We start from the raw sequence: 21,419 nt of genomic DNA on the forward strand, positions 1-21,419 counted from the left end.
GAAAGTCTTCTGGGAAAAAGGGATTCTTTTCCCCCCATTCTGGATCTTCTTTCGCCCTCTGTTCCCACTTCCTGTAAGGCTTTAAAAATTTTTCTTCAATGATCTCCTCGGCTTCCAGCCGCGCCTGCACCGCTTCTTCAAAATCATGGAAAGTCCCCAGATAATACCGTTTCTGCTGAAGCCCTATAGAAACTTTATAACTGCCCGGTTCTTTCACGTACACGCCTCTGAAACCGCTGGTATTATCACTTCGGTGTTTCCGCCGCTCCAGCATCTCAATACAAGTTCCGTCTACAAAATGCAGCTTCTCTCTTGTCTCTCCAATCCTGTCTCTTGTCTGCTGCTGCAGGCAGCCGCAGCTCCGCACGTTGCCATGTTCTAGTTTATCTTCTGTGATATCTTTCTCCCGGCCGCAGTCGCATTTGCAATGCCAGTATACGGAACCTTTCTTATCTCGTTTCTCTGTCGGATACAGCGCCGTAAGCCTTCCATACCGGTTGCCCCGGATATCTTTGCGGTGTCTCATACGTATCTGACAGCCGCAGCTTGTCACAGTCCCTCTTAACAACTTCTTGCGGCTTACCTTCACTTCCCGCCCACAGTCACACCGGCAGCGCCACACAATATATCCATTTTCTCTTTGGTCCGTTGCTTCTATCGCCGTCAGATTTCCAAATTTCTCTCCGGCAAGATCTACTCTGCTGCTCTTGGAGCTGCCTTTCATAAATATATACCTCCATTTCCTGTCTATGCGACAGAAAACCGCCTGATTTACAGACACACCACAGAATGTTCCTTCTGTGGTATAGTTCTTTTAAATGCAACTGAAAATCTATCTAAAATCATATTTATTATAGTCTAAGATTGTTCCATTTTCAATCTAAAATATAGTTGGAAAATTATAACACCTGGGACGACAAGATGAGACTTACAATTTGCCAATAAGAAACCTGAATTTCTTCATTTAAGAAAATAGCAGGTTTATTAAATCATGCCTTTTTCTTTGGATTAGCCGCAAAGAAAGGCTTTTTTTATGTATGTATTTTGAATCCCCTACCACAGAAGGAACATTCTGTGGTTTTTTATATGACCAACCCCATTTTTTCCAGCGTCCTCTCATGGGCGCTGGCGCTTACAGCCACATAGATCCGGGTTGTCTCGATCTTGCTGTGCCCCAGCACATCGGCCAGATGGGCCAGATTTTTCTCCACCTCATAGAAGGTCCTGGCAAACAGATGGCGCAGATTATGGGGAAATACTTTCCTTGGATCCACCTGGCCCATCTGGCACAGCTTCTTCATATCATGGCAGATATTCGACCGGTCCACCATATTCCCGCTTCTGGTCCGGAAAATATGTCCGCTCTCGATTTCCTTCTCCTTCGCGTACCGCAGAAGTTTCACCCGCAGTTCCCTAGGGATCAGGACGATCCGGTTCTTTCCTTTCAGTTGGATCCTTGCCCTCCCGGTCCGGGCCGCCTCCACAGTGATATACCTTAGCTCACTGATGCGGATTCCCGTGGAACATAAGGTCATCAAGATCAGATAGAGACGCTGATCCTTTCGTTTCCTGGCTTCACGCAGCAGCCGTTTGTACTCTTCCTCGGACAGCTCCTTCGTCTCGTCCAGGAATGCCTGCCTCTGTACCTTCAGAAGCTTCACCTTACATTCCGAAAGCCCCCGGAAATCCAGATAAGCGTTGATGGCGGAAAGATTGCCATTAACTGTCTGGGCCTGAAACGTTTCCGTAAGGCAGCTCCGATATTCCAGGAGCCTCTCCTTCGTGATCTCCCGGCCCGCCAGGTACTCCCCAAACCGTTCCGCCGCCTTTCGGTACTTCACGATTGTTGAAGCCGCTTTTTCCTTCTCCCGAAGATCGGCCGCAAACTCCACAATACTCTCTTTCGACAACATGTTCATGGTCGTTCCCTCCTTTTCCTATAGTTATACCCCAATTTCATTGCTTTTTTCCATGTGCAACATGTTGTTTACAGTTTTATTGGGAAAAGGAGGAAACATTCTACTGCCAGATCCAGCACAATCCATTATAGAAGTATTCCATAGCATAGTCTCCGTTGTGGGTACCGCCTTCCTGTTCCAGGAAATACAGATTGCCTTCTCTTTCATTATCCGCATAGCGGAAGGTTCCATCGCCCACATCTGCCATTGCCTCGATCTGATCCTTAAAAGAACCGTAGGCAAAATCATCCGTTCCAGAAGCGGCAAAGATATAGAAATCATTCCATGCATGGCCGGAATCCCTTACGATCGAAGCCATGTACTCGCCATCTGACGTCAGGTTCCCGCTGGAAGGCATAAAATAGCGGAATTCGTCCAGGCAGTACTCAAAGGTCCTCCATGTGGCCACCGACCCCATGGAAAATCCGCAGAACGCCCGGTGGTCTCTGGACGAGCGTATCCCCTCCGCGGTCGTCTCCTTGGCATAGGTGCTGTAAGTTCCTTCCACCGCCGGTATCAGATCATTGACCAGTTCATTATGGTAGTTCTCTGTCAGCCTGAGAGCCAGTGAATAATCGGAACTGTCAGACTCGCTTTCATTATTATATGTAGGACATACCACGATCATCGGCTGGATCCTGCCATCGGCGATCCCATTGTCCAAAACATTTTTAAACACATTTGGCCTCTCCGGCGTTCCAAGATAGGTCGTCTCATTGCTCCATCCGCCGTGCATCAGATAAAACACGTTATACTGCTCATCCTCAGAATAGCCGTAGGGAAGATACACGATCGCCCTTTTGCGCAGCACCTGGTCCTGTTCCTCGTAGCTCATAGACTCGTAGGTATCATAGGTAAGTTCTGTCAAGGTTCCCGGCTGATCTGAATCCGCAAAATATGCTTGGGGGATCTGGGATAATTCTTCCGGCAGTGAAGCCTTTGTCACCGTCTCTCCCGCCGCTGTCGTCTCCGTCTCCTCTTCTTTTTCCTTTCGTTCCGTCCGGCTTTGTCCACATCCAGCCACAAGGACTGACACAGCCATAAGCGCTGTCAGCAGAAAGGCCGCCGGAATTCTGGTATTTCTCACAGTATCACCTCCCTGTACATCCTAATTATAATCCAGGAAGGTATGCGGCAGAATCCACGTCTTGGTTGTGGAATATATACCCAAAGGTTTTCACCTTTATTCCGACAGAAATTCTCGGACATTTTCTCTGGTTACTTTCTCATAAGGCAGATAGATGTATCTCTCGTTCTCAAATTGGATCTCCTCCATCCCGCTGCCCGTCACTGCCGCTACCGCCAGTTCCGCCATAGCCTCTGCCTGGCCTTCTTTATCGTTATATACCGTTCCGTCCAGCTTTAAGTCCACCACAGCCTTTAGTCCCACATCCGTTCCGTCAATTCCGAAAAAGGCCGGCATACTGGCCTCTGTGCGGTTGAGCTTCTCGTAGGCCTCGATGGCGCCAAGGGCCATGTCGTCATTATTGGCTAAGACAAGTTCGATCTGGTTCTGATGCTGGCCGATCATCTGGAGCATCCGGTTTTGGGCCTGCGCCCGGTTCCAATTGGCGATCCCGTAACTTAGTTTTTCCAGGCTCACCCCTCTGCCCTTCAGGGTATCTACCGCATTTTCCGTCCGTATGATGGCATCCTGGTGGCCCGGCTCTCCTTCCAGCACCACATACTGGATCTGCCCGTCCTTATTCCGGTCAATGCTGGCATCCTCCTGTATCAGATCCGCCGCCAGCTCACCCTGCATGATCCCCGACTCTTTCGCATCCGCTCCTACATAATAGAGGCGGTCCCACTGCTGCAGGTCCTCCGCCACAGGTTCCCTGTTGAAAAATATGATCGGCACGTCATTTTCCCTGGCAAGATCAATGATCTCCGATGGGTCCGCCCGGTCCACCAGATTGACGCAAAGCACATTGCATCCGGCATCCAGCATCTCTTTTACCTGGTCGTCCTGTTTCCGCTGCTGCCCGGCCGCATCCCGGATGGTCACCACCGTCCGCAGATCCGCCCTCTCATATTGGTTCATCTGTTCCTCGAAACAATCTACCAGCTCACTGATAAAGGTGTCGCTTTGATTATAGCAGGCCACTCCCACATAGATTTTATCGATCTCGTCCGTCTGCCGCTTCCCGCAGGCAGACATTGCCAAGACGCTAAAACAGCATAAAACCACTGCTGCCAAAAATCTTTTTCTCTTCATACGTTTCTTCCTCTGCCATTTAGCCAGGCTTCTACTGGCTCATTGTATAAATGATCTCCTGATTTTCCTCCGTAAACAGGTTCTCTTTTCTGATCACCGTGTGGGTGACGGTACTGCTTTCTGTCTTTTGGAAGAAATGCCTCAGGTTCTCCGAAAGCTGTGTCAAGCTTTGATATCCCACGCCAAACTCGTCCGGCACTACCAGACACTCTGCCACGCCGGTATCCAGATAATAGATGGCTTCTGGCGAATTCCCAATGCCATATACCAGCGCTCCGTGAAGGTCGTTTCCTGCCGCCGCCTCTCCTGCTGCCGTCAGGCTGCGGTCATCGAGGGCCGCGATCAGATCCACCGTTGGCTGGGCTTCCAAACTCTTCTTCCCCTGGCCCACGGCGCCTGCCACCGACCAGCGGATATTGGCGCCCGATCCTTCCAGGCCGTCCAGGAATCCTTCCCTCCGGCTTTCTGCCGCCTCTGTCGCCTCTGCCTCCACCGCGATGCCTATGGTCTTTCCTTCCAGATTCCCATTGTATTCCTCCAGCAGTTCCTCTGCCAGTGCTTTCCCCATGCTGTAGTTATCCGGCTGCACCACCGGAAGGCCAGAGGATTCTTCGCCATTCAGGGTCCCGGATTCTACCAGCAGCACCGGAAGGCGCCTGGATACCTTCTCCAGCATTTCCGCCGTGTCCTCTCCGGAAACAGGCTGTATAATAAGCCCATCCGCCCCGTTATCAATCTCCTGCTGGATCACATTTTGCTCATCTTCCGCAGTCATAATCCCCTCGGTGTCTACCACGAACATTTCAATGCCCTGATCTGCCGCCGCCATCTTAAGGCCATATTTGAAGGCCGCCCACTGGCTGTCGTCAGAATTCTGCACAATCACAGACACCCGTTCTCTGTCATTGACGCTGTTCCCAAGAAACATAAAGACTGCCAATATGATCACTGCCAGCGCCAGGGATGCTTCCAAGAGGACAAACATTTTTTTACTGTGTTTCATCTTCCCTATCCGGTGTCTTATTCTCATCCGCTTCCTCCCCAAAAATGGTCCGTCCCTGCTCAAGGGTGGTCCGGTTTTTTTCCGTATACGGAACCGCCGGAATATGGATCGAAACTGTGGTTCCTTCATCCGGTTCGCTATCGATGACCAGCCCGTACTCTTTTCCAAACAGGATCTGGATCCGGTTGTTCACATTTACCAGGCCCACTCCCGATCCGTGCTTCTTCACTCTCTGGCTGTCCGTAAGCAGAAGATCCGCTTCCTCTTTCGCCATTCCAATGCCATTATCTTCTACAGCCAGAATGACCCGATCTCCTTCCAGCTTGCCTGTGATCTTGATCTCGCCCGCGTCGTCCATGCCGCTCACGCCATAGTTGATGGCATTTTCCAGAATCGGCTGCAGGATCAGCTTCACCGTACAGTAGGAATATACCGCCGGATCCACGTCAAAGGTAACGGAAAAAGAATTTTTATACCGGATCTTCTGGATATTCATATAGCTTTCCGCATGTTGGAGCTCATCCCTTACCGAGATCACCGTCCGCCCTTTTGACAGACTGATCCGGAAGAGTTTGGCAAGCTGGGAGATCATAAATACAGCCTCGTCGTTTTTCTCTCCCTCCACCATCCATGTGATGGATTCCAGGGCGTTATACAGGAAATGCGGATTGATCTGGCTCTGAAGCGCTTCCAGCTCACTTTTTCTTCTCTCGTTCTGTTCCCAGACAATCTCTTTCATAAGAAGGTCGATCTGCTCGTAGGACTTTTGGATCGAATAGCCCAGATGCCGGATCTCCTGTGAACCGCCGATATAGATACTGGGTTTTTCTCCCGCCTCATACTCTACCACCGAATCGTTGAGTTTTAAGATGGGCCTGGAGATCCTCACGGAAATCACCCGGTTGATCACCAGGAGCATCATGACCATCAAAAGGATCAGGATGATGATAAAATACCTAAGGTCCGCCATTCCATGGGTAAACGTGGAGTAGGGGATCACCCCCACCAGTTTCCATCCCGTATAGCTGACCGTATTGACGATAACCTTTCGGTTCTCTCCCTCAAAGTGTTCGTCATAAACACCGTCGTCCCGCCGGGCAGCGGCCTTGTTATTTTCACTGACGATCCCGTCGCTGACCTGGATCTGCTTGGGATGGTATATGACCTTCCCATTGCTGTCGCACAGATAATAGTACTGCCCGCTGCCGGTGGAATTGATCTGCGTCATCACCCGCGAGATCCCGCTGTAGTCCATGTCTACCAGCAGCACTCCAAGCTGTGATTCTCCCTGGTTCGTCAGCTCTACCACCCGGCTTAGGGAGATCACCCAGTAATACCGCTGGGTTCCGTCGTCAAACAGGTTCTGGATATGAGGCGTGGAAAAATGCATATTCTCCATTTCATCCATCGCTTGTATGAACCATTCCTGTTTCGTAACATCCGGGTCCTCTTTCTGGGAGACAACCGGTTCCGCCGCCAGAAGACTTCCGTAATTATTATAGATCGCAATGCTCCTTAGGTTGTCCCGATTGGCTTCATACAGCAGGTTCATTCCCTCCTGAATCTTCTCCGACTGGTCGGAGAAATCATTCTCCTTTACCACATTGTAGTAAGCCACATCTGAGATCTGGCGCATACGGATCAGGTAATCCTCCAGATTCTCCCCCGTCTGCTCCATCATTGTCTGGGAAGTCCGCACGACCTCCTGTCGGGCTGACATGGAGAACCACATGTACATAACGATCCCAAGGACCAGCATAATGGAGATGGAAATCACAGAAAACGCCAGCATAAGCGTTGACTGGATCCCTTTGGGTCTGAACTTTTCTAACCGGGCAATATACTTATCTTTCACTTCCTACATACTCCGTCCTGTACTTTGAAGGTGATACGCCATACTGTCTCTTAAATACATAACTGAAATAATTCGGGTCTGTATATCCTACGCTTTTGGCAATGGCATAACTCTTATCATTGGTTTCCAGCAGAAGCCGCAGAGCCTGTTCCATGCGGTATTCTGTCAGATATCCGATGAAAGATTTCCCCACTTCCTTCTTAAAGACTGTGGAGAAATAAGAATTCGACACTCCCAGCTCCCTGCATACCGTATCCAGCGAAAGCTCCGCCTCAAAGTAGTGGGCCTGCACATATTCCTTTGCCTTTGTGACGAAAGACTGGGTGGACATGCTTCTTGCGCGGATCATCTGCTCGTGCAGAGAAAGACAGATGTCTATAAGTCTTTCTCTCAGCGCTTCCGGCTCCAGGTCAAGAAACGTTCTATAAAGATCATCAATTCTCTTCCCAAATGCCTCCATCGAAATGTCGTGATTAGCGGAGAAGCGGTACAGCCCGCTCACCAGCTCCATGATCGCGATCTGATGTCCCTGAAGGGATTGGGCTGGAAAAGAATTCTGGGCCAGGTATCTGTCCGCCGCCTCCCTCACTTCTTGTTCAGACCCCAGACAGATCCGCTTAAACAGTTCCCCCAGCCTGGAATCATCCGCCGGATTGCCGCCCGCTGTCTCCTGGGGATCGATCTCCCGAATATTGATGGCCCGCGAAGCCCCGTAGATCGCCCGGTAGGAAACGGCCTCCCTGGCTCCGGCATAGGATTTGGCCAGTTCCAGAATATGTTTGGACACCTTTCCGACTCCCACGGTGACCACCGCCCCGATCATACGGCGGGCATATCTGCAGAATCTGTCACATTCATCTGTCAGATCCGCTACCTGCCGCTCTTCCTCAAGCTGGGCGATCATAACCGTATTCCCAAGATAAGAGAAGGTCTTTGCCCTCCACTTCTCCCCCAGCCGTTCCTCTGCCTGCTTCCGCACAGACGTGTCCAGCAGAAGCGGGTTCATCCCCTCCGGCACCTGCCTGGAAGATGTGTGGATCACCAGACAGCAGAACAAAGGCCCCGCAAATGTGATCTGATAATCCTGAAGAAATTTCTGAAGTTCGTTTTCCTGGATCCTGCCTTCGATCAGGGTGGAATAAAAGTTTGCCCGCAGGACCGGAAGGGATTCCATATAATATCTCTCCAGGACCTCCACGCTTCTTTTTTCACTGATCTCCTGATCCAGCTTGTTCTTTACCTGGGTAAACACTTCTTTGAGCTCCGCCGAATTGACCGGCTTGAGGATATACTCTTCCACTTCCAGATGGACCGCTTCCTTGGCGTACTCAAATTCATCAAAACCGGTAAAGATCAAGATCTTTGTCGCCGGAAACTCCCTCTTGATCTGCTGAGACAGCTCCATTCCGTCCATGTAGGGCATCTTAATGTCCGTCATTACAATGTCCGGCTGGTATTCTTCCACCATTTCCAGGGCCTTGACCCCATTGCTGGCATAGCCGATCACAGAAAGTCCCAGCTCTTCCCAGTTTATTTTCTTCATAATAACTTGAATGACTTCTTCTTCGTCATCTACCAACAGTACCGTATATTTATCCATATTTCTCATTCCTTCTGCGTCCAGTTTCTTTCTGATCATCCTTTTTCCATTATACCAAATGCGCAAATCGGTGTCAGCATTTTCTTTCTCTCCGGCAGACACAGCAAAAAAAACCAGATCCGCATCCATGGATACGGATCTGGTTTTTCTGAATGTATATTACATTCCCCAGCTTGTCTATTATTTTTTCTGAACGTATTTCAGGCAGTCCAGCGTTACCGCTACAAGAATGATGATACCTGAGAATACAAACTGCAGATTGGTGTCGATACCAAGGATCGTAAGAGAGTAGGTAAGGGCTGTGAAGATCAGCACACCGACTACTACACCAGAGATCTTACCGATACCACCTGTAAAGGACACACCGCCTACTACACAGGCTGCGATGGCGTCAGTCTCCCATCCTTGTCCATAAGCAGCGGAACCGGAACCAACCATTCTCGCACATTCCAGCCAGGAACCAAAACCATAGAGGATTCCGGCAAGTACGAATGCTCCCACCGTTACAGCGAATACAGAGATTCCTGATACTGCCGCCGCCTCTGCGTTTCCGCCGACTGCGTACAGGTTCTTTCCAAAGGTGGTTTTATTCCAGATAAACCAAACGATCACGATGGCCGCCACTGCCCACAGGATAATGGTAGGGAATCCGTTTACCTTTGGAATGATGATCGCCGGGATCGAAGGCTCGATAGCTCCAAAGGAAACTCCCTTGGTCGCGTAAGTTACAAGTCCGAAGATCATCAGCATGTTTGCCATGGTAGAAATAAACGGATGCATTTTAAATTTGGCGGTAAAGAATCCCGCAAGGGTGGTAAAAAATGTACACAAAAGGATACACATTACCAGCGCCAGGATCATTCTTCCCCCGATAGACATACCCGTAAAATCGAAGATATGCCCAAATACGCCTCCTGTGTTGACGCCCTGATGCATGATGATGGTAGCCGTCGTCATTCCCATACCTACCATACGTCCCACAGAAAGGTCGGTTCCTGCCAGAAGAATCAGTCCTGCTACTCCCAGCGCCAGGAACATTCTCGGCGAAGCCTGCTGCAGAATATTCAGCACGTTGTTATAGGTAAGAAGCGGTGATCCTTTGACCATCGGAGTAATGATACACAGAGCGACGAAGATCAGGATGATCGCAATATACAATCCATTTTGCAGAAGGAATGCCCTCCGGTTGAATGTATATTTGTAGTTCTCCCATTTCTGCGCGCTTGTCTCCAGGAATGTGAATTTGGACATCCGCAGCATATCGATCAGATGATATTTATAGCTATACGCGGCATGTCTGCGGTCTTTGATCTGCTGAAGGTTCTGCTCCAGCTCTACTTTCGCGTCAAACTGACGGTTTTTATAAACATAGTTTTCATCTTTGATCTCCTGGTGGTCAGAAAGCTTTGCAACCGTCTCTTTATGCTCTTTTTCCAGCTCTGCCAGCCGCTTCTGATATGCCGCTTTGGCTTCTGCCTTCTCGGCTTCACAACTGGCCTTTACCGGCTCATAATAATCTTTGTCAAAATGTTCTTTGAGATACGCCTCCGCCTTGGAGATCAATTTGGATATCTCGTCTTTATTCTTTGCTTCTACCGCTTTCGCCGTCTCCAATTCTTTCTGGATCTTTGCGATCGCGCTTTCTCTCTCACTCTTTGTCCGGCTCTTGTCTCTCTTGATCCCGTCGATCTTATTCTGAAGAGACACAACCTGGTCTGTACCGTCTTCTCTCAGGCTGTTGATCTTCGCCTGAATCTCTCCCACATGTTCATCGATCGGCTGGCGAAGCTTCAATTCCTGCTCAGCCGTTAGAACTTTACTATTTCCATTTGCCATATCTATCCATCTCCCTCACTATAGGTATTTCGCACTGAGTCTCAAAAGCTCCTCCTGATCCGTCTCTTTGGTGTTGACGATCCCGGACAGATGACCGTTGGACATTACGCCGATACGGTTTGTGATTCCCAGGATCTCCGGCATCTCTGAGGAAACAACGATGATCGTCTTCCCCTGTTTTGCCATATTGATGATCAGTTCATAGATTTCATATTTTGCACCTACGTCAATTCCTCTGGTCGGTTCGTCCATCATAAATACCTGGGGTTCCCGCTCCAGCCATTTCCCGAAGATCACTTTCTGCTGATTACCGCCGGAAAGACTTGTGATCATGTCCGTCGGCCCCATGCACTTGGTGCGCATGACTTTGATCTCCTTCATCGTTGCTTTTTCCATCTTGGCGTCAGAGAGAGCTGGTCCCGTCTTGTAACTGTCCAGATTCGCGATCGTCGTATTAAAGGTCAGGTCCCCTTTCAGGAACAGACCGTTGGCCTTTCTCTCCTCTGTGATCATGGCAAATCCATGATCCATCGCTTCCTTCGCGCTGTTGAAATTCATCAGGCGGTTGTTAAAATACACACGCCCCGCCGCCCTGGTACGCACGCCGAAGATGGTTTCCAAAAGCTCTGTACGTCCCGCTCCTACCAAGCCGTACAGGCCAAAGATCTCTCCTTCTCTTACATCAAAAGAAATATCCTTCAAATATGGTTCAAATTTGGTAGACAGATGCTGAACAGACAGGATCACGTCTTTCGGCGTATTGTCTACCGGCGGGAAACGGTTCTCTAAAGAACGTCCCACCATTGCCGCGATCAGTTCGTTCATATCCGTATCTTTGGAATCTTTGGTCATAACAAGATTTCCGTCCCGGAGCACAGAAATCTCATCACAGATCTCAAAAATCTCATCCATTTTATGAGAAATATAGATCAGCGCAATGCCCTGTTCTTTCAACATCCTCATCATTTCAAAAAGCTTTTCTACTTCCTGTACCGTCAGTGAAGATGTAGGCTCGTCAAGAACGATCACCTTGGCGTTGTAAGAGATCGCTTTGGCAATCTCGCACATCTGTCTCTGGGATACAGACATATTCCGCATGGGCTGGGTAAGGTTGACCGTCATGCCCAGCTTTCGGAAGAGTTCGGAAGCTTCCTTCTTCATCCTGCCTTCATCTATGACTCCCAGAGAATTGACCGGATAACGTCCCAGGAACAGATTGTCCATTACGTTTCTTTCCAAACACTGGTTCAATTCCTGATGGACCATCGCGATCCCATTTTCAAGAGCGTCCTTAGGCCCGGAAAAGCTTACTTCCTTTCCGTCCAGAAAGATCTTTCCCTCATCTTTCTGATAAGTACCGAACAGGCACTTCATCATTGTCGACTTACCGGCGCCGTTTTCCCCCATCAGCCCCATGACTGTTCCCCGTTTTACATCCAGATTGATGTGATCCAGAACCCGGTTGCGGCCAAAAGACTTACACATGCCACGGATCGATAAGACGATATCATCTTTCTTATCTGCCATTCTTTTTACTCCTGTTCCTATTTTGGTATGCTGATTTTCAGTAACGTTTCTTAATAAATTATTAGGGAGAATTTCTTCTCCCTAATAACCCCTTCGTTCTTGTTTCAATAGCTCTTATTGACTAAGTATAGATGTGTAGGAAGACGCATTATCTGTCTTAACCATGTTAATGGCAAATGCATCATACTGGCTTGGATTTCCAAGACGGTTTGTAATGTTGGACTCTGTCTGTCCGTCGCCGCCGATGTACTCAACTTCCAGATTCAAAAGATCATCATAGTTCTGAAGCAGTGGCTGATAGGTAGAGCTTAAGAAGTTATCAGAAGCATTGTAGATGTTCAGCCATACTTTCTTGGTCGGAGATGTGCTCTCGTCAAGCTGTTTGGAAACAGGCTCGTAAACCTTCGTGGAGTCTGTGAAGTCCTTATAGTTTTCTGCGGTAACCGCAACGTTCAACGCATAGTAGGAACGCTCTTCTTCGCTGTATCTGTATACATCTTCACTCAGAACGTTTCCAGCGTCATCTGCTGTGCCGATACCAGTATCAATGTCTACGCCGTCCAGAGCGTTGCGCAGAACACGAAGTGTCAGGTAAGCCTGTACGTCTGCATGCTGGCTGATCGTTCCGCCATAGCCTTCTGCAATAGCTGCTACCGCGTCGTTGTTGGCGTCATATCCAAAGGTAGGAACTTTATTATCTTTGGACCATGCGTTGAACATAGACATTCCCATTCCGTCATTGTTAGAAACAACAACATCGATGTCATCTCCAAAAGAAGAAGACCATGTTCCGATAGCGTTTCCTGCTGTCGCGGCATCCCAGGTAGCTCCTGCGGAGTTCTTCATCTCCTGAGAAGCAAGCTCACGAACTACATAAGAAGTACCGTCTACTTCAAGGGTTCCATCCTGTACAGCAGATGCGGAACCATCTGTGTTTGTTCCGATTGGCTCACTGTTGATGTTGCCGTCCTTCTCAACGCCAGTTCCCAGAGCCTTGCGGACACCTCTTGTACGAGCGATAGAATCGTTATGTCCGATATCTCCGATTGCCAGAACATATCCGATCACTCCGTCTCCGTTCCGGTCGATGGTATCAATGTTGGCCTCAATGTAATCTTTCACCATGGTTCCCTGGAGTTCCGCACCCTGATTTGCGTCGAAACCTACATAGTATGTATTTTCGTTAAAGTTCAGAGCTGTCATATCCAGTTCTCCAGTTGAACTGTTGGAAGGCTGACGGTTGAACCAAACCAGAGGCTTGTCCTTGTTCGCCACTTCCCCGCTGGAACTGGAGCTTTCTCCTGAGCCAGAATCTCCGCTGTCTGAGGATCCGCCGGAACCACATGCAGCAATGGAAAGACTGAGCATAGCCATCATTGTCAATAAAGCCATCTTTCTTTTCATATACTTTTTCTCCCTTCTTTAAAGACTTTTTACGTCTTTTGTTGATATTGTCAGTATATCGGAAGCCTCCAAAAGAAAACATAGAATATTTTTGGGTCTACCTTCAAATTTTTCAGGTCCTACAATTTCCTTGAAATAAGAAGGCGGGTGATGTATAATTTATTAAAGATTTACTAATTAAGGAGTTAACCATGGATTATGAATTGAGAGAACAGTTTTTCACCTCCATCATCCATTTCCGGAAGCTGGAATCTTCCCTTTCTTCCGAATGTGAAATGCAGATGAATGAAATGATGATCCTTCAGAGCATTGCGGCCGGATGCTGCAGCGAATGTCCCTGCATGAATCTTGACGTGCCTAAGATGCAGAACAAACTGCACATCTCAAAACCCGCCATTTCCTATATCCTGAACACACTGGAGAAAAAAGATTACATTACGCGGGAGATCGACCCCAAGGACAGGCGCAAGGTTTCCATCAGCGCCACAGACAAAGGACGGGCGGCGGCAGAGCAGTCTTTAAAAAAATACGATCAGATCTGGGACGCGCTTCTTGACCGCTTTGGCGAAGATAACATGCGCCAGCTCATAGACTTGATCCATACGCTGGATGAACTTTATCTGTCCCTGGACAAATAACCTTTTTAAGAACCACATTTCTAAGAACCAAAACAGGACCGGCAATCCTAAGATCTGCCGGTCCTGATCTGAATCTTCTCCCCCTCCGCATAGGCCACCAGTTCATCCCTGCCGGATAGGTTCCCATCCAGCAGCCGGTCCGCCACCGCGTTTTGCAGCATGGATTGGATCGTCCGCTTCAGCGGCCGCGCCCCATACACAGGATCATATCCTCTCTGCGCCAGTTCTTCCACCGCGCTTTCTTCCACACGAAGGGCAATCCCCTGCTTTTTCATCCTTCCTTCTAGTTTTTTCACCTGGATATGCGCGATCTTACGTACATCCTCCCGCCTCAGCGGATGGAACACGATCACTTCATCCAGACGGTTGATAAATTCCGGCCGGAATGTCATCTTCACGGCTTCCATCACCCGTTCCTGAATCTCTTCTTCCCGCCGCTGATCCTCCCTGCCTTCATCTCTGGAGAATCCAAGCGAACTTTTCCCGGTGATCTCTCTGGCTCCAATGTTGGAGGTCATGACAATAATTGTATTTTTAAAGCTTACAGTACGTCCCTGGGCATCTGTAAGCCTTCCGTCATCCAAAACCTGCAGCAGAGTGTTCCACACATCCGGATGGGCTTTCTCAATCTCATCCAGGAGCAGGATACTGTATGGACGTTTCCTCACCATCTCTGTAAGCTGTCCTCCCTCATCGTATCCTACATATCCCGGAGGCGAACCGATCAGTTTGGATACGGTGTAAGCTTCCATATATTCTGACATATCCAGCCGGATCATAGCATTCTCATCATGGAACAATACTTCTGCCAGCGCCCGGCACAGTTCTGTTTTCCCCACACCTGTAGGTCCAAGGAAAAGAAAAGAGCCAATCGGCTTCTCTGGATCTGCCACTCCTGTGCGGCCCCGCCGTATAGCCCTCGCCACGGCGGACACTCCTTCATCTTGGCCGATCACCCGCTCGTGCAGCGTATATTCCAATGTCCGGAGCCGTTCTGTCTCATCCTCTGTCAGCATAGTAACGGGGATTCCGGTCCAGGCAGAAACCACGCCCGCGATATCCTGAGCCGTCACCTGTCCGCACTGCTCTTTCTGCCATGCGTCCTGCCGCTGGTCCAGCTCTTCTGCCAACGCTTTCTGCTGGTCCCTGAGCTGGGCGGCTCTCTCGTATTCCTGCGCATCCGCGGCGGCCTTTTTCTCTCGGTCAGTCCTGCGGATCTCTTCTTCCAGCTCCAGAAGATTGGGCGGCGTAGTAAGACCCTTGGTCTTGATCTGGGAAGCGGCCTCATCCATAACATCTACCGCCTTATCCGGGAGAAACCGGTCCTGGATATACCGGCTGGACAGCTCTACCGCCGCCCGGACCGCCTCTTCTGTGATCGTAAGCCCATGATAGACTTCGTATTTTTCTTTCAATCCCATCAGGATTTTTACCGCGTCTTCCTCATTCGGCTCTTCTACCGCGACTGGCTGGAATCTACGCTCAAAAGCCGCGTCTTTCTCAATATGCTGACGGTACTCTTTCAAAGTCGTCGCTCCTATGACCTGAAGACTTCCTCTTGCCAATACGGGTTTCAAGATATTTGCGGCATCCATAGTCTCGCTGGCGCCGGCTCCCGCTCCCATGATCATATGCAGTTCATCAATAAAAAGGATTACGTTGCCGTCCGCTTCTGTCTCTTTCAAGAACAGCTTCATCCGTTCCTCAAAATCTCCCCGGAATCTGGCGCCGGAGAGCATCCCCACCAAATCCATGGCAATGATTCTCTTTTGCCTCAGATTAGACGGCACTCTGCCTTCCGCGATCCGCTGGGCCAGCCCTTCTACCACCGCTGTCTTGCCGACTCCCGGTTCCCCAGTCAGTACCGGGTTATTCTTGGTCCTCCTGGACAGCACCTGAATCAGCCGCTGGATCACATCTTCCCGGCCGATCATGGGATCATATTCCCCTTCTTCCGCCTTCTTTGTGACATCCATTCCAAATTTCTCTACTATACTTTCCTGCTGATCCTCTTCTTGCTCCCCTTCTGCCTCATCTTCCTCACCTGGCTGGAGCTTGCTCCCTTCTTCCATGGCCTTTTCTAGTCCCGGTTTTCCCGCCATTGAAACCGGCAGATCAGCTTTCCCCAATTCTCCCCGCAAGGCTTCCATATCTACCTCCAGCGAAGCCATAAGCTGGGCGGCGGCACATTCTCCCGCGTCCAGGATTGCCCGCAGAAGATCTGCAGGTTCTATCTGCGAGCGCCCGCGGACTTCTCCACGGGTTTGGGCAAGACGGATCACCTGGGCTGCCTCATCGGATATCTGTACAGCGTAAAAATTACCGCCTGCCTTTGCATCGATATCATATTGATGGAGATACTCTTCGATCAGTTTCTGATCCAATCCATTTCTCCGCAGGACCTGGCCCGCTTTTCCTTCCTCCTGAGCCAGCGCCCACAGAAGATGTTCGCTTCCTATAAACTTATGTCCCATATGTGTGACAAACTGCAGCGCAGCCTGAAACACCTTCACCATCCGGGAACTAAAAAGATTCAGATTAATTTCCATGTTTACACACCCCCTGTTCGATCTTCGCTATGTCATCCCGCAGTTTCGCGGCTTCTTCGTAATTCTCTAGTTTTGCGGCTTCACTCAGGCGGCAGCGCAGTTCTGCCAGTTTCCGCCTTCTTACTAAGCCCTCCACTGCCATATCCGGGAACGCCTTGTCTCCCAGATGTCTGGGATCTGGCTGGCCCGGCCACCAGCCTGTATAATTCTTGAACTCTTCTGTCTTCCCGGCCGCGGCCGCCTGGCTCCACATCTTCCGCAGACAGTCCTCGCATACCGGTACCTGGTAGATATTCCCCATCCAGTTGATATAGAAGACACGGCTTACATTCACCTTATTGCAGAATTGGCATTTCATTTAAAGTCACCCCTTTATTCACCTTATGCTCTATTTCTATGTTCTAACATTATTCAAATACTTAATAGTTAAGTTTTTAATAATATAGTACATAATTTTTAAATTGTCAATAAACTGGGGATAAAAAAATAAGCCGACTCATTATAAGCGGCTCATTTAATGTTTATAGACTCCTTTTTTATGTCTTGATAGAATTCTAATTTATTCCGTTTTGGATGTTTTTAATTCCCATTCATCTATGAATATACATTCTTGTCATATCAGGTTCATCATCCCCTTGAACCATGCATAAAAATTCCCAGCCATATCTTTCATAAAAACCCGTATGGTCTGTGATCAGATAGATTGGCGTTATTCCTTTGGACTTCGTATCCTTCACGACCATATCAAGTAATTGTCCCGCAATTCCTTGACAGCGATATTCCTTTTCAGTATATACCGCGCATACATTGGGCGTAAGGTCTTTCCTGCTGTGAAAATCATTTTCGATCACTCCAAGGCCGCCTACGATGCGGCCGCTGTCTAAGCAGAGATACCAGCCAAATTCCGTTTCATTATTAAGATAGGCTTCCATACATTCAAGATAAGCCTCTTTTGGTACTTTCCATTTATCATGAAACCATGCAGCGGCAGCTTCTTTCATTTCTGGCTTTTGTCTTAACGTCACATAGATATATTCCTTCATAATTTGCTTCCTCAGATCAGAATATAAACAAAAAACTCGGAAAACGAGTGTTTCCCGAGTTCTCCAAGAGGCGCCAACCAGATTTGAACTGGTGATGAAGGTGTTGCAGACCTCTGCCTTACCACTTGGCTATGGCGCCTGGTGACTCCAACGGGAATCGAACCCGTGTTACCGCCGTGAAAGGGCGATGTCTTAACCGCTTGACCATGGAGCCATATCACGTCTTATGTGGCGTGACCGGGATTTATAATATCATATCCTCTCCGAATTTGCAACGGTTTTTTTATTTTTCTTTGAATTTCACGTCCGTTGACAAACCAGCCCAAATCCGCTATCTTGAATGGAGAAAATAGATTGCCTGTAAATCAATGAAAATAGAAGGAGACATCTCTATGAAATCATTAGTGTTAGCTGAAAAACCTTCGGTGGCCAGAGACATTGCCAGAGTCCTTGGCTGCCGCAAGAATCTGCCCGGCGCTATCGAGGGCAGCAAATATATCGTTACCTGGGCCTTGGGCCATCTGGTCACTTTGGCGGATCCGGAAGCCTACGACCCGAAGTTCAAAGAATGGAAGATGGATTATCTTCCTATGATGCCAGGAAAATGGGACCTGGTGGTCATCAAGCAGACCGCCAAACAGTATAGCCACGTGAAAGCCCAGCTTTTCCGCAAGGATGTGGACACCGTCATCATTGCTACAGACGCCGGCCGGGAAGGAGAACTGGTAGCCCGCTGGATCCTGGATCGATCCGGCTGCCGCAAGCCTATCAAGAGGCTCTGGATCTCTTCTGTCACAGACAAAGCCATCCGGGAAGGCTTTTCCCATTTAAAAGACGGCCGGCAGTATGATCCGCTCTATCACGCGGCCAGAAGCCGGGCGGAAGCAGACTGGCTGGTGGGCATCAACGCTACCCGCGCCCTGACCTGCAAGTACAACGCCCAGCTCTCCTGCGGACGGGTACAGACTCCCACCCTTGCCATCATCGCAAGCCGAGAAGAAGAGATCCGCGCTTTCCGCCCAGAAGAATACTACGGATTGACCTGCATGGCCGGCGGCGTTGCCTGGACCTGGAAACATAAGAAAAGCGGCAGCTCCCGTTCTTTCCAGAAAGCCTTCATCCAGGATCTGGAAACTTCTCTGAAGGGACAGACGCTTGCCATAAGCCACATACAGAAACAGCAGAAGAAAACCTTTTCTCCAGGTCTTTACGACCTGACAGAACTGCAAAGAGACGCCAACAAACGCTTTGGCTTCTCCGCCAAGGAAACCCTGAATATCATGCAGCGGCTCTACGAGCACCACAAGGTCCTGACCTATCCCAGAACGGATTCCCGATACATCGGCACAGATATTGTACCTACGCTGAAAGAAAGGCTGGCCGCCTGCAATATCGGCCCCTACCGGAAATATATCCCAGCCCTTTTGAAAGGGCAGATCAAGACCAGCAAATCTTTCGTAGACGATAAGAAGGTCAGCGACCATCACGCCATCATCCCTACGGAAGAATTTGTCCAGTTGGAACATATGAGCAGCGAGGAGCGCAAGATCTATGACTTGGTGGTCCGCCGCTTCATCAGTGTGCTTTATCCGGCTTATGAATATGAGGAGACCACACTTTCTGCCGAAGCTTCGGGCGAGACTTTTGCCGCCAGGGGCCGCCGGGTTCTTTCACCAGGATGGAAAGCAGTCTATGAGGACGGTTTTACTCTGGAAGAGGGGGACGAGGAAGACCTGGAAAATCACGGAAACGCGTTAAACCAAAAACTTCCGGCTCTCAGTCAGGGGGACTGCCTCTCCATTGACCGGATTGCCATTACCACTGGAAAGACCAAGCCGCCGGCAAGATTTACAGAAGCCACCCTTTTATCCGCCATGGAGAATCCAGTCAAATATATGGAATCCAAAGACGCCAAAGCCCGTAAGACTCTGGGGGAGACCGGCGGACTGGGAACAGTGGCCACCCGGGCGGATATCATTGAAAAGTTGTTCCACTCCTTCCTGATCGAGAAGAAGGGACAGGAGATCCTGATCACTTCCAAGGGCAGACAGCTTCTTTCACTGGTCCCGGAGGATTTAAAGAAACCGGAGCTTACCGCCGACTGGGAAATGCAGCTTGCCAGGATCGCCAAGGGCGAATACAAAGAGTCTGTATTTCTCCACGACATTGAGGGCTATACCAGAGAATTGATCCAGGAGATCAAAACCTCTGACGGAACTTTCCGCCACGATAATCTGACCAACAGCAAATGCCCCCGCTGCGGCAAGCGTATGCTGGCCGTCAACGGCAAGAACGCCCGCCTGTTGGTATGCCAGGACCGGGAATGCGGCTACCGGGAGACGGTTGCCCGCCTGAGCAACGCCCGCTGCCCCAACTGCCATAAGAAGATGGAATTGATCAAAAAAGGAGAAGAAGAGACCTTTGTATGTTCCTGCGGATACAAAGAAAAACTCTCCGCCTTTAAAAAGAGGCGGGAGAAAGAAGGTGCCGGAGTCTCGAAAAAAGACGTTCAGAAGTATCTGAAGAACCAAAAAACAGAGTCGGTCGGCAATTCTTTTGCCGCCGCTCTGTCTAAGATCAATCTGGACGCTTAAAAATATCGATCGTCCCTGTATTATTCAAATGTTTCAGAAGAGATAAACCGATGGGGAAGCCAAAGAGTCCGACCACTCCCGCAAGCTGGACACCGGCAAACATGCTGGCCAGCGTCACGACCGGATGGAGGCCCAGCTGGCTTCCTACAATTTTCGGCTCGATGATATTCCGGATGATCGTAATCACAATGTACAGTATGAATAATTTGAGCGCCATTGTATAATCTCCAAGAAGCGCAGTGATCACCGCCCACGGGATCATGATGCCTCCCGTTCCCAAAACCGGTAGAATATCAAAGATCGCGATGCACAGCGCCAGGATCAGCGCCGGGTCTATGTCAAGAATCGTAAAGCCGATCAGCAGTTCTCCAAAGGTAATCGACATGATCAGCGCGTAAGAACGGATACAGACAAACAAGGTCCCCACAATATATTGTTTTACCTGCTGGAAAAGCTCCGTTCCTTTGGCATCTAACTGACGCATGCAAAAATCCGTCAAACGGTCAAAGTCCATAGCGATAAAGAATGTGGAGATCACCATCAGGAGCAGTTTCAAAAACAGCATTGGAAGGGACGAGGCGAAACCGGAGATAAGCTCCATACTTCCCATGGATATTCTGGAAACCAGCTCTCCCAGCATCTGCATTAATTGATCCTGCAGATAATTGACAGCCTCTAAAAGTGTCGGGTCCATCCTCGTCACCGTCTGTTCCAGTTCCTGGAACAACTGGGTGACCACAGGCTGCACATAGAGACGCACCAGGGACGGCAGCTCACCGATCAACTGCGTCACTCCGGAGAATGCCTTCACACTCGCCAAAGCCAGAAGCACGCCTACCGTTCCATAGAACACCAATACCAAAAGGACCGCCATCAGTTTCCTTGGGACTTTTGTTTTCCTTGCCAGAAACTTTGTCGGCCTCTGCAGGGCATAAGCAATCAAAAGGCCCAGCACAAAAGGTGCAAGCAAAGGGAGCAGAAATTTCACAAAAAGGAAAACCACTCCCAAAATAATCGCAAAGTATAAAAAATTAATAATAAATCTTCTTCGTTTTTCCATATCTATTCTATTATAGGAAGAGAAAATTCCAGTGTCAATAAGGTTGACAGAAAATATACAGCTTTTTAACTTGAATATCGAGGCAAATCTCTTAAGTTTCCCGCTCGTCTCCTTCATTGCTATTCTATTCGATC

At 49.2% G+C, this 21,419-nt stretch carries 15 protein-coding genes, 2 tRNA genes and 1 pseudogene; 2 read left to right on the forward strand and 16 right to left on the reverse strand.

Annotated elements, in window-relative coordinates:
- Nucleotides 1–19: 19 nt before the first annotated feature.
- From FND36_15330 to FND36_15375, 10 genes and pseudogenes are all read right to left on the reverse strand, one after another.
- A pseudogene (locus FND36_15330) lies at nucleotides 20–526 on the reverse strand (hypothetical protein).
- A 556-nt stretch (nucleotides 527–1,082) separates the two neighbouring features.
- Nucleotides 1,083–1,919, reverse strand: coding sequence for a tyrosine-type recombinase/integrase (locus FND36_15335; protein ID QDW75294.1), 837 nt, complete (start codon nucleotides 1,917–1,919; stop codon nucleotides 1,083–1,085).
- Nucleotides 1,920–2,019: 100 nt separating this feature from the next.
- Nucleotides 2,020–3,045 (reverse strand): hypothetical protein, encoded by a 1,026-nt coding sequence (locus tag FND36_15340; protein QDW75295.1) that lies wholly within the window; start codon nucleotides 3,043–3,045, stop codon nucleotides 2,020–2,022.
- 96 nt (nucleotides 3,046–3,141) lie between these two features.
- Nucleotides 3,142–4,176: a galactose ABC transporter substrate-binding protein gene (locus FND36_15345; protein ID QDW75296.1), complete on the reverse strand. Its 1,035-nt coding sequence runs from the start codon at nucleotides 4,174–4,176 to the stop codon at nucleotides 3,142–3,144.
- Nucleotides 4,177–4,207: 31 nt separating this feature from the next.
- Nucleotides 4,208–5,179 (reverse strand): sugar ABC transporter substrate-binding protein, encoded by a 972-nt coding sequence (locus tag FND36_15350; protein QDW75656.1) that lies wholly within the window; start codon nucleotides 5,177–5,179, stop codon nucleotides 4,208–4,210.
- Nucleotides 5,166–7,034, reverse strand: a complete 1,869-nt coding sequence (locus tag FND36_15355; GenBank protein QDW75297.1) for a sensor histidine kinase — start codon at nucleotides 7,032–7,034, stop codon at nucleotides 5,166–5,168. Before FND36_15355 ends, FND36_15350 begins: the two co-directional genes overlap by 14 nt.
- Nucleotides 7,024–8,634, reverse strand: coding sequence for a response regulator (locus FND36_15360; protein ID QDW75657.1), 1,611 nt, complete (start codon nucleotides 8,632–8,634; stop codon nucleotides 7,024–7,026). The genes FND36_15355 and FND36_15360 overlap by 11 nt, the downstream gene beginning before the upstream one ends.
- A 180-nt stretch (nucleotides 8,635–8,814) precedes the next feature.
- Complete coding sequence (locus FND36_15365; GenBank protein QDW75298.1) at nucleotides 8,815–10,470, reverse strand: galactoside ABC transporter permease; 1,656 nt, start codon at nucleotides 10,468–10,470, stop codon at nucleotides 8,815–8,817.
- Between the two features lie 18 nt (nucleotides 10,471–10,488).
- Entirely contained in the window at nucleotides 10,489–11,997 is a 1,509-nt protein-coding gene (locus tag FND36_15370) for a sugar ABC transporter ATP-binding protein (protein ID QDW75299.1), read from the reverse strand.
- Nucleotides 11,998–12,111: 114 nt separating this feature from the next.
- Nucleotides 12,112–13,401: a substrate-binding domain-containing protein gene (locus FND36_15375; protein QDW75300.1), complete on the reverse strand. Its 1,290-nt coding sequence runs from the start codon at nucleotides 13,399–13,401 to the stop codon at nucleotides 12,112–12,114.
- A gap of 191 nt (nucleotides 13,402–13,592) precedes the next feature.
- Between FND36_15375 and FND36_15380 the strand changes: the two genes are divergently transcribed.
- Nucleotides 13,593–14,039 carry a MarR family transcriptional regulator gene (locus tag FND36_15380; GenBank protein QDW75301.1) on the forward strand — a complete coding sequence of 149 codons (447 nt, stop codon included), beginning with the start codon at nucleotides 13,593–13,595 and terminating at the stop codon, nucleotides 14,037–14,039.
- Between the two features lie 47 nt (nucleotides 14,040–14,086).
- Here FND36_15380 and FND36_15385 read toward each other — a convergent pair whose 3' ends face one another.
- The 5 genes from FND36_15385 to FND36_15405 form a co-directional block, all read right to left on the reverse strand.
- Nucleotides 14,087–16,588, reverse strand: a complete 2,502-nt coding sequence (locus tag FND36_15385) for an ATP-dependent Clp protease ATP-binding subunit (protein QDW75302.1) — start codon at nucleotides 16,586–16,588, stop codon at nucleotides 14,087–14,089.
- Nucleotides 16,578–16,946: a hypothetical protein gene (locus FND36_15390; protein QDW75303.1), complete on the reverse strand. Its 369-nt coding sequence runs from the start codon at nucleotides 16,944–16,946 to the stop codon at nucleotides 16,578–16,580. The genes FND36_15385 and FND36_15390 overlap by 11 nt, the downstream gene beginning before the upstream one ends.
- Before the next feature lie 232 nt (nucleotides 16,947–17,178).
- The gene (locus tag FND36_15395; protein ID QDW75304.1) at nucleotides 17,179–17,631 is read right to left on the reverse strand and encodes a GNAT family N-acetyltransferase; all 453 of its coding nucleotides are present in this window, start codon (nucleotides 17,629–17,631) and stop codon (nucleotides 17,179–17,181) included.
- Nucleotides 17,632–17,699: 68 nt separating this feature from the next.
- A tRNA-Cys gene (locus FND36_15400) sits at nucleotides 17,700–17,770 on the reverse strand.
- Nucleotides 17,771–17,845, reverse strand: a tRNA-Glu gene (locus tag FND36_15405).
- Nucleotides 17,846–18,023: 178 nt separating this feature from the next.
- Between FND36_15405 and FND36_15410 the strand changes: the two genes are divergently transcribed.
- Nucleotides 18,024–20,225 carry a DNA topoisomerase III gene (locus tag FND36_15410; GenBank protein QDW75305.1) on the forward strand — a complete coding sequence of 734 codons (2,202 nt, stop codon included), beginning with the start codon at nucleotides 18,024–18,026 and terminating at the stop codon, nucleotides 20,223–20,225.
- On the opposite strand, the gene ytvI is transcribed toward FND36_15410, so the two are convergent.
- Nucleotides 20,209–21,291, reverse strand: coding sequence for a sporulation integral membrane protein YtvI (gene ytvI / locus FND36_15415; GenBank protein ID QDW75658.1), 1,083 nt, complete (start codon nucleotides 21,289–21,291; stop codon nucleotides 20,209–20,211). The two genes, FND36_15410 and ytvI, sit on opposite strands and share 17 nt — an antisense overlap.
- Nucleotides 21,292–21,419: the final 128 nt, after the last annotated feature.

The organism is Lachnospiraceae bacterium KGMB03038 (assembly GCA_007361935.1).
Lineage (GTDB): Bacteria > Bacillota > Clostridia > Lachnospirales > Lachnospiraceae > Massilistercora.

Excerpts from the sequence above, each read along its gene's own strand:
- FND36_15345 (QDW75296.1), bottom strand. The coding sequence starts at position 4,176 with ATGAAGAGAAAAAGATTTTTGGCAGCAGTGGTTTTATGCTGTTTTAGC.
- FND36_15380 (QDW75301.1), top strand. The coding sequence starts at position 13,593 with ATGGATTATGAATTGAGAGAACAGTTTTTCACCTCCATCATCCATTTC.
- FND36_15370 (QDW75299.1), bottom strand. The coding sequence starts at position 11,997 with ATGGCAGATAAGAAAGATGATATCGTCTTATCGATCCGTGGCATGTGT.
- FND36_15365 (QDW75298.1), bottom strand. The coding sequence starts at position 10,470 with ATGGCAAATGGAAATAGTAAAGTTCTAACGGCTGAGCAGGAATTGAAG.
- FND36_15395 (QDW75304.1), bottom strand. The coding sequence starts at position 17,631 with ATGAAGGAATATATCTATGTGACGTTAAGACAAAAGCCAGAAATGAAA.
- FND36_15375 (QDW75300.1), bottom strand. The coding sequence starts at position 13,401 with ATGAAAAGAAAGATGGCTTTATTGACAATGATGGCTATGCTCAGTCTT.
- FND36_15335 (QDW75294.1), bottom strand. The coding sequence starts at position 1,919 with ATGAACATGTTGTCGAAAGAGAGTATTGTGGAGTTTGCGGCCGATCTT.
- FND36_15410 (QDW75305.1), top strand. The coding sequence starts at position 18,024 with ATGAAATCATTAGTGTTAGCTGAAAAACCTTCGGTGGCCAGAGACATT.
- FND36_15385 (QDW75302.1), bottom strand. The coding sequence starts at position 16,588 with ATGGAAATTAATCTGAATCTTTTTAGTTCCCGGATGGTGAAGGTGTTT.
- FND36_15390 (QDW75303.1), bottom strand. The coding sequence starts at position 16,946 with ATGAAATGCCAATTCTGCAATAAGGTGAATGTAAGCCGTGTCTTCTAT.
- FND36_15360 (QDW75657.1), bottom strand. The coding sequence starts at position 8,634 with ATGGATAAATATACGGTACTGTTGGTAGATGACGAAGAAGAAGTCATT.
- FND36_15350 (QDW75656.1), bottom strand. The coding sequence starts at position 5,179 with ATGAAACACAGTAAAAAAATGTTTGTCCTCTTGGAAGCATCCCTGGCG.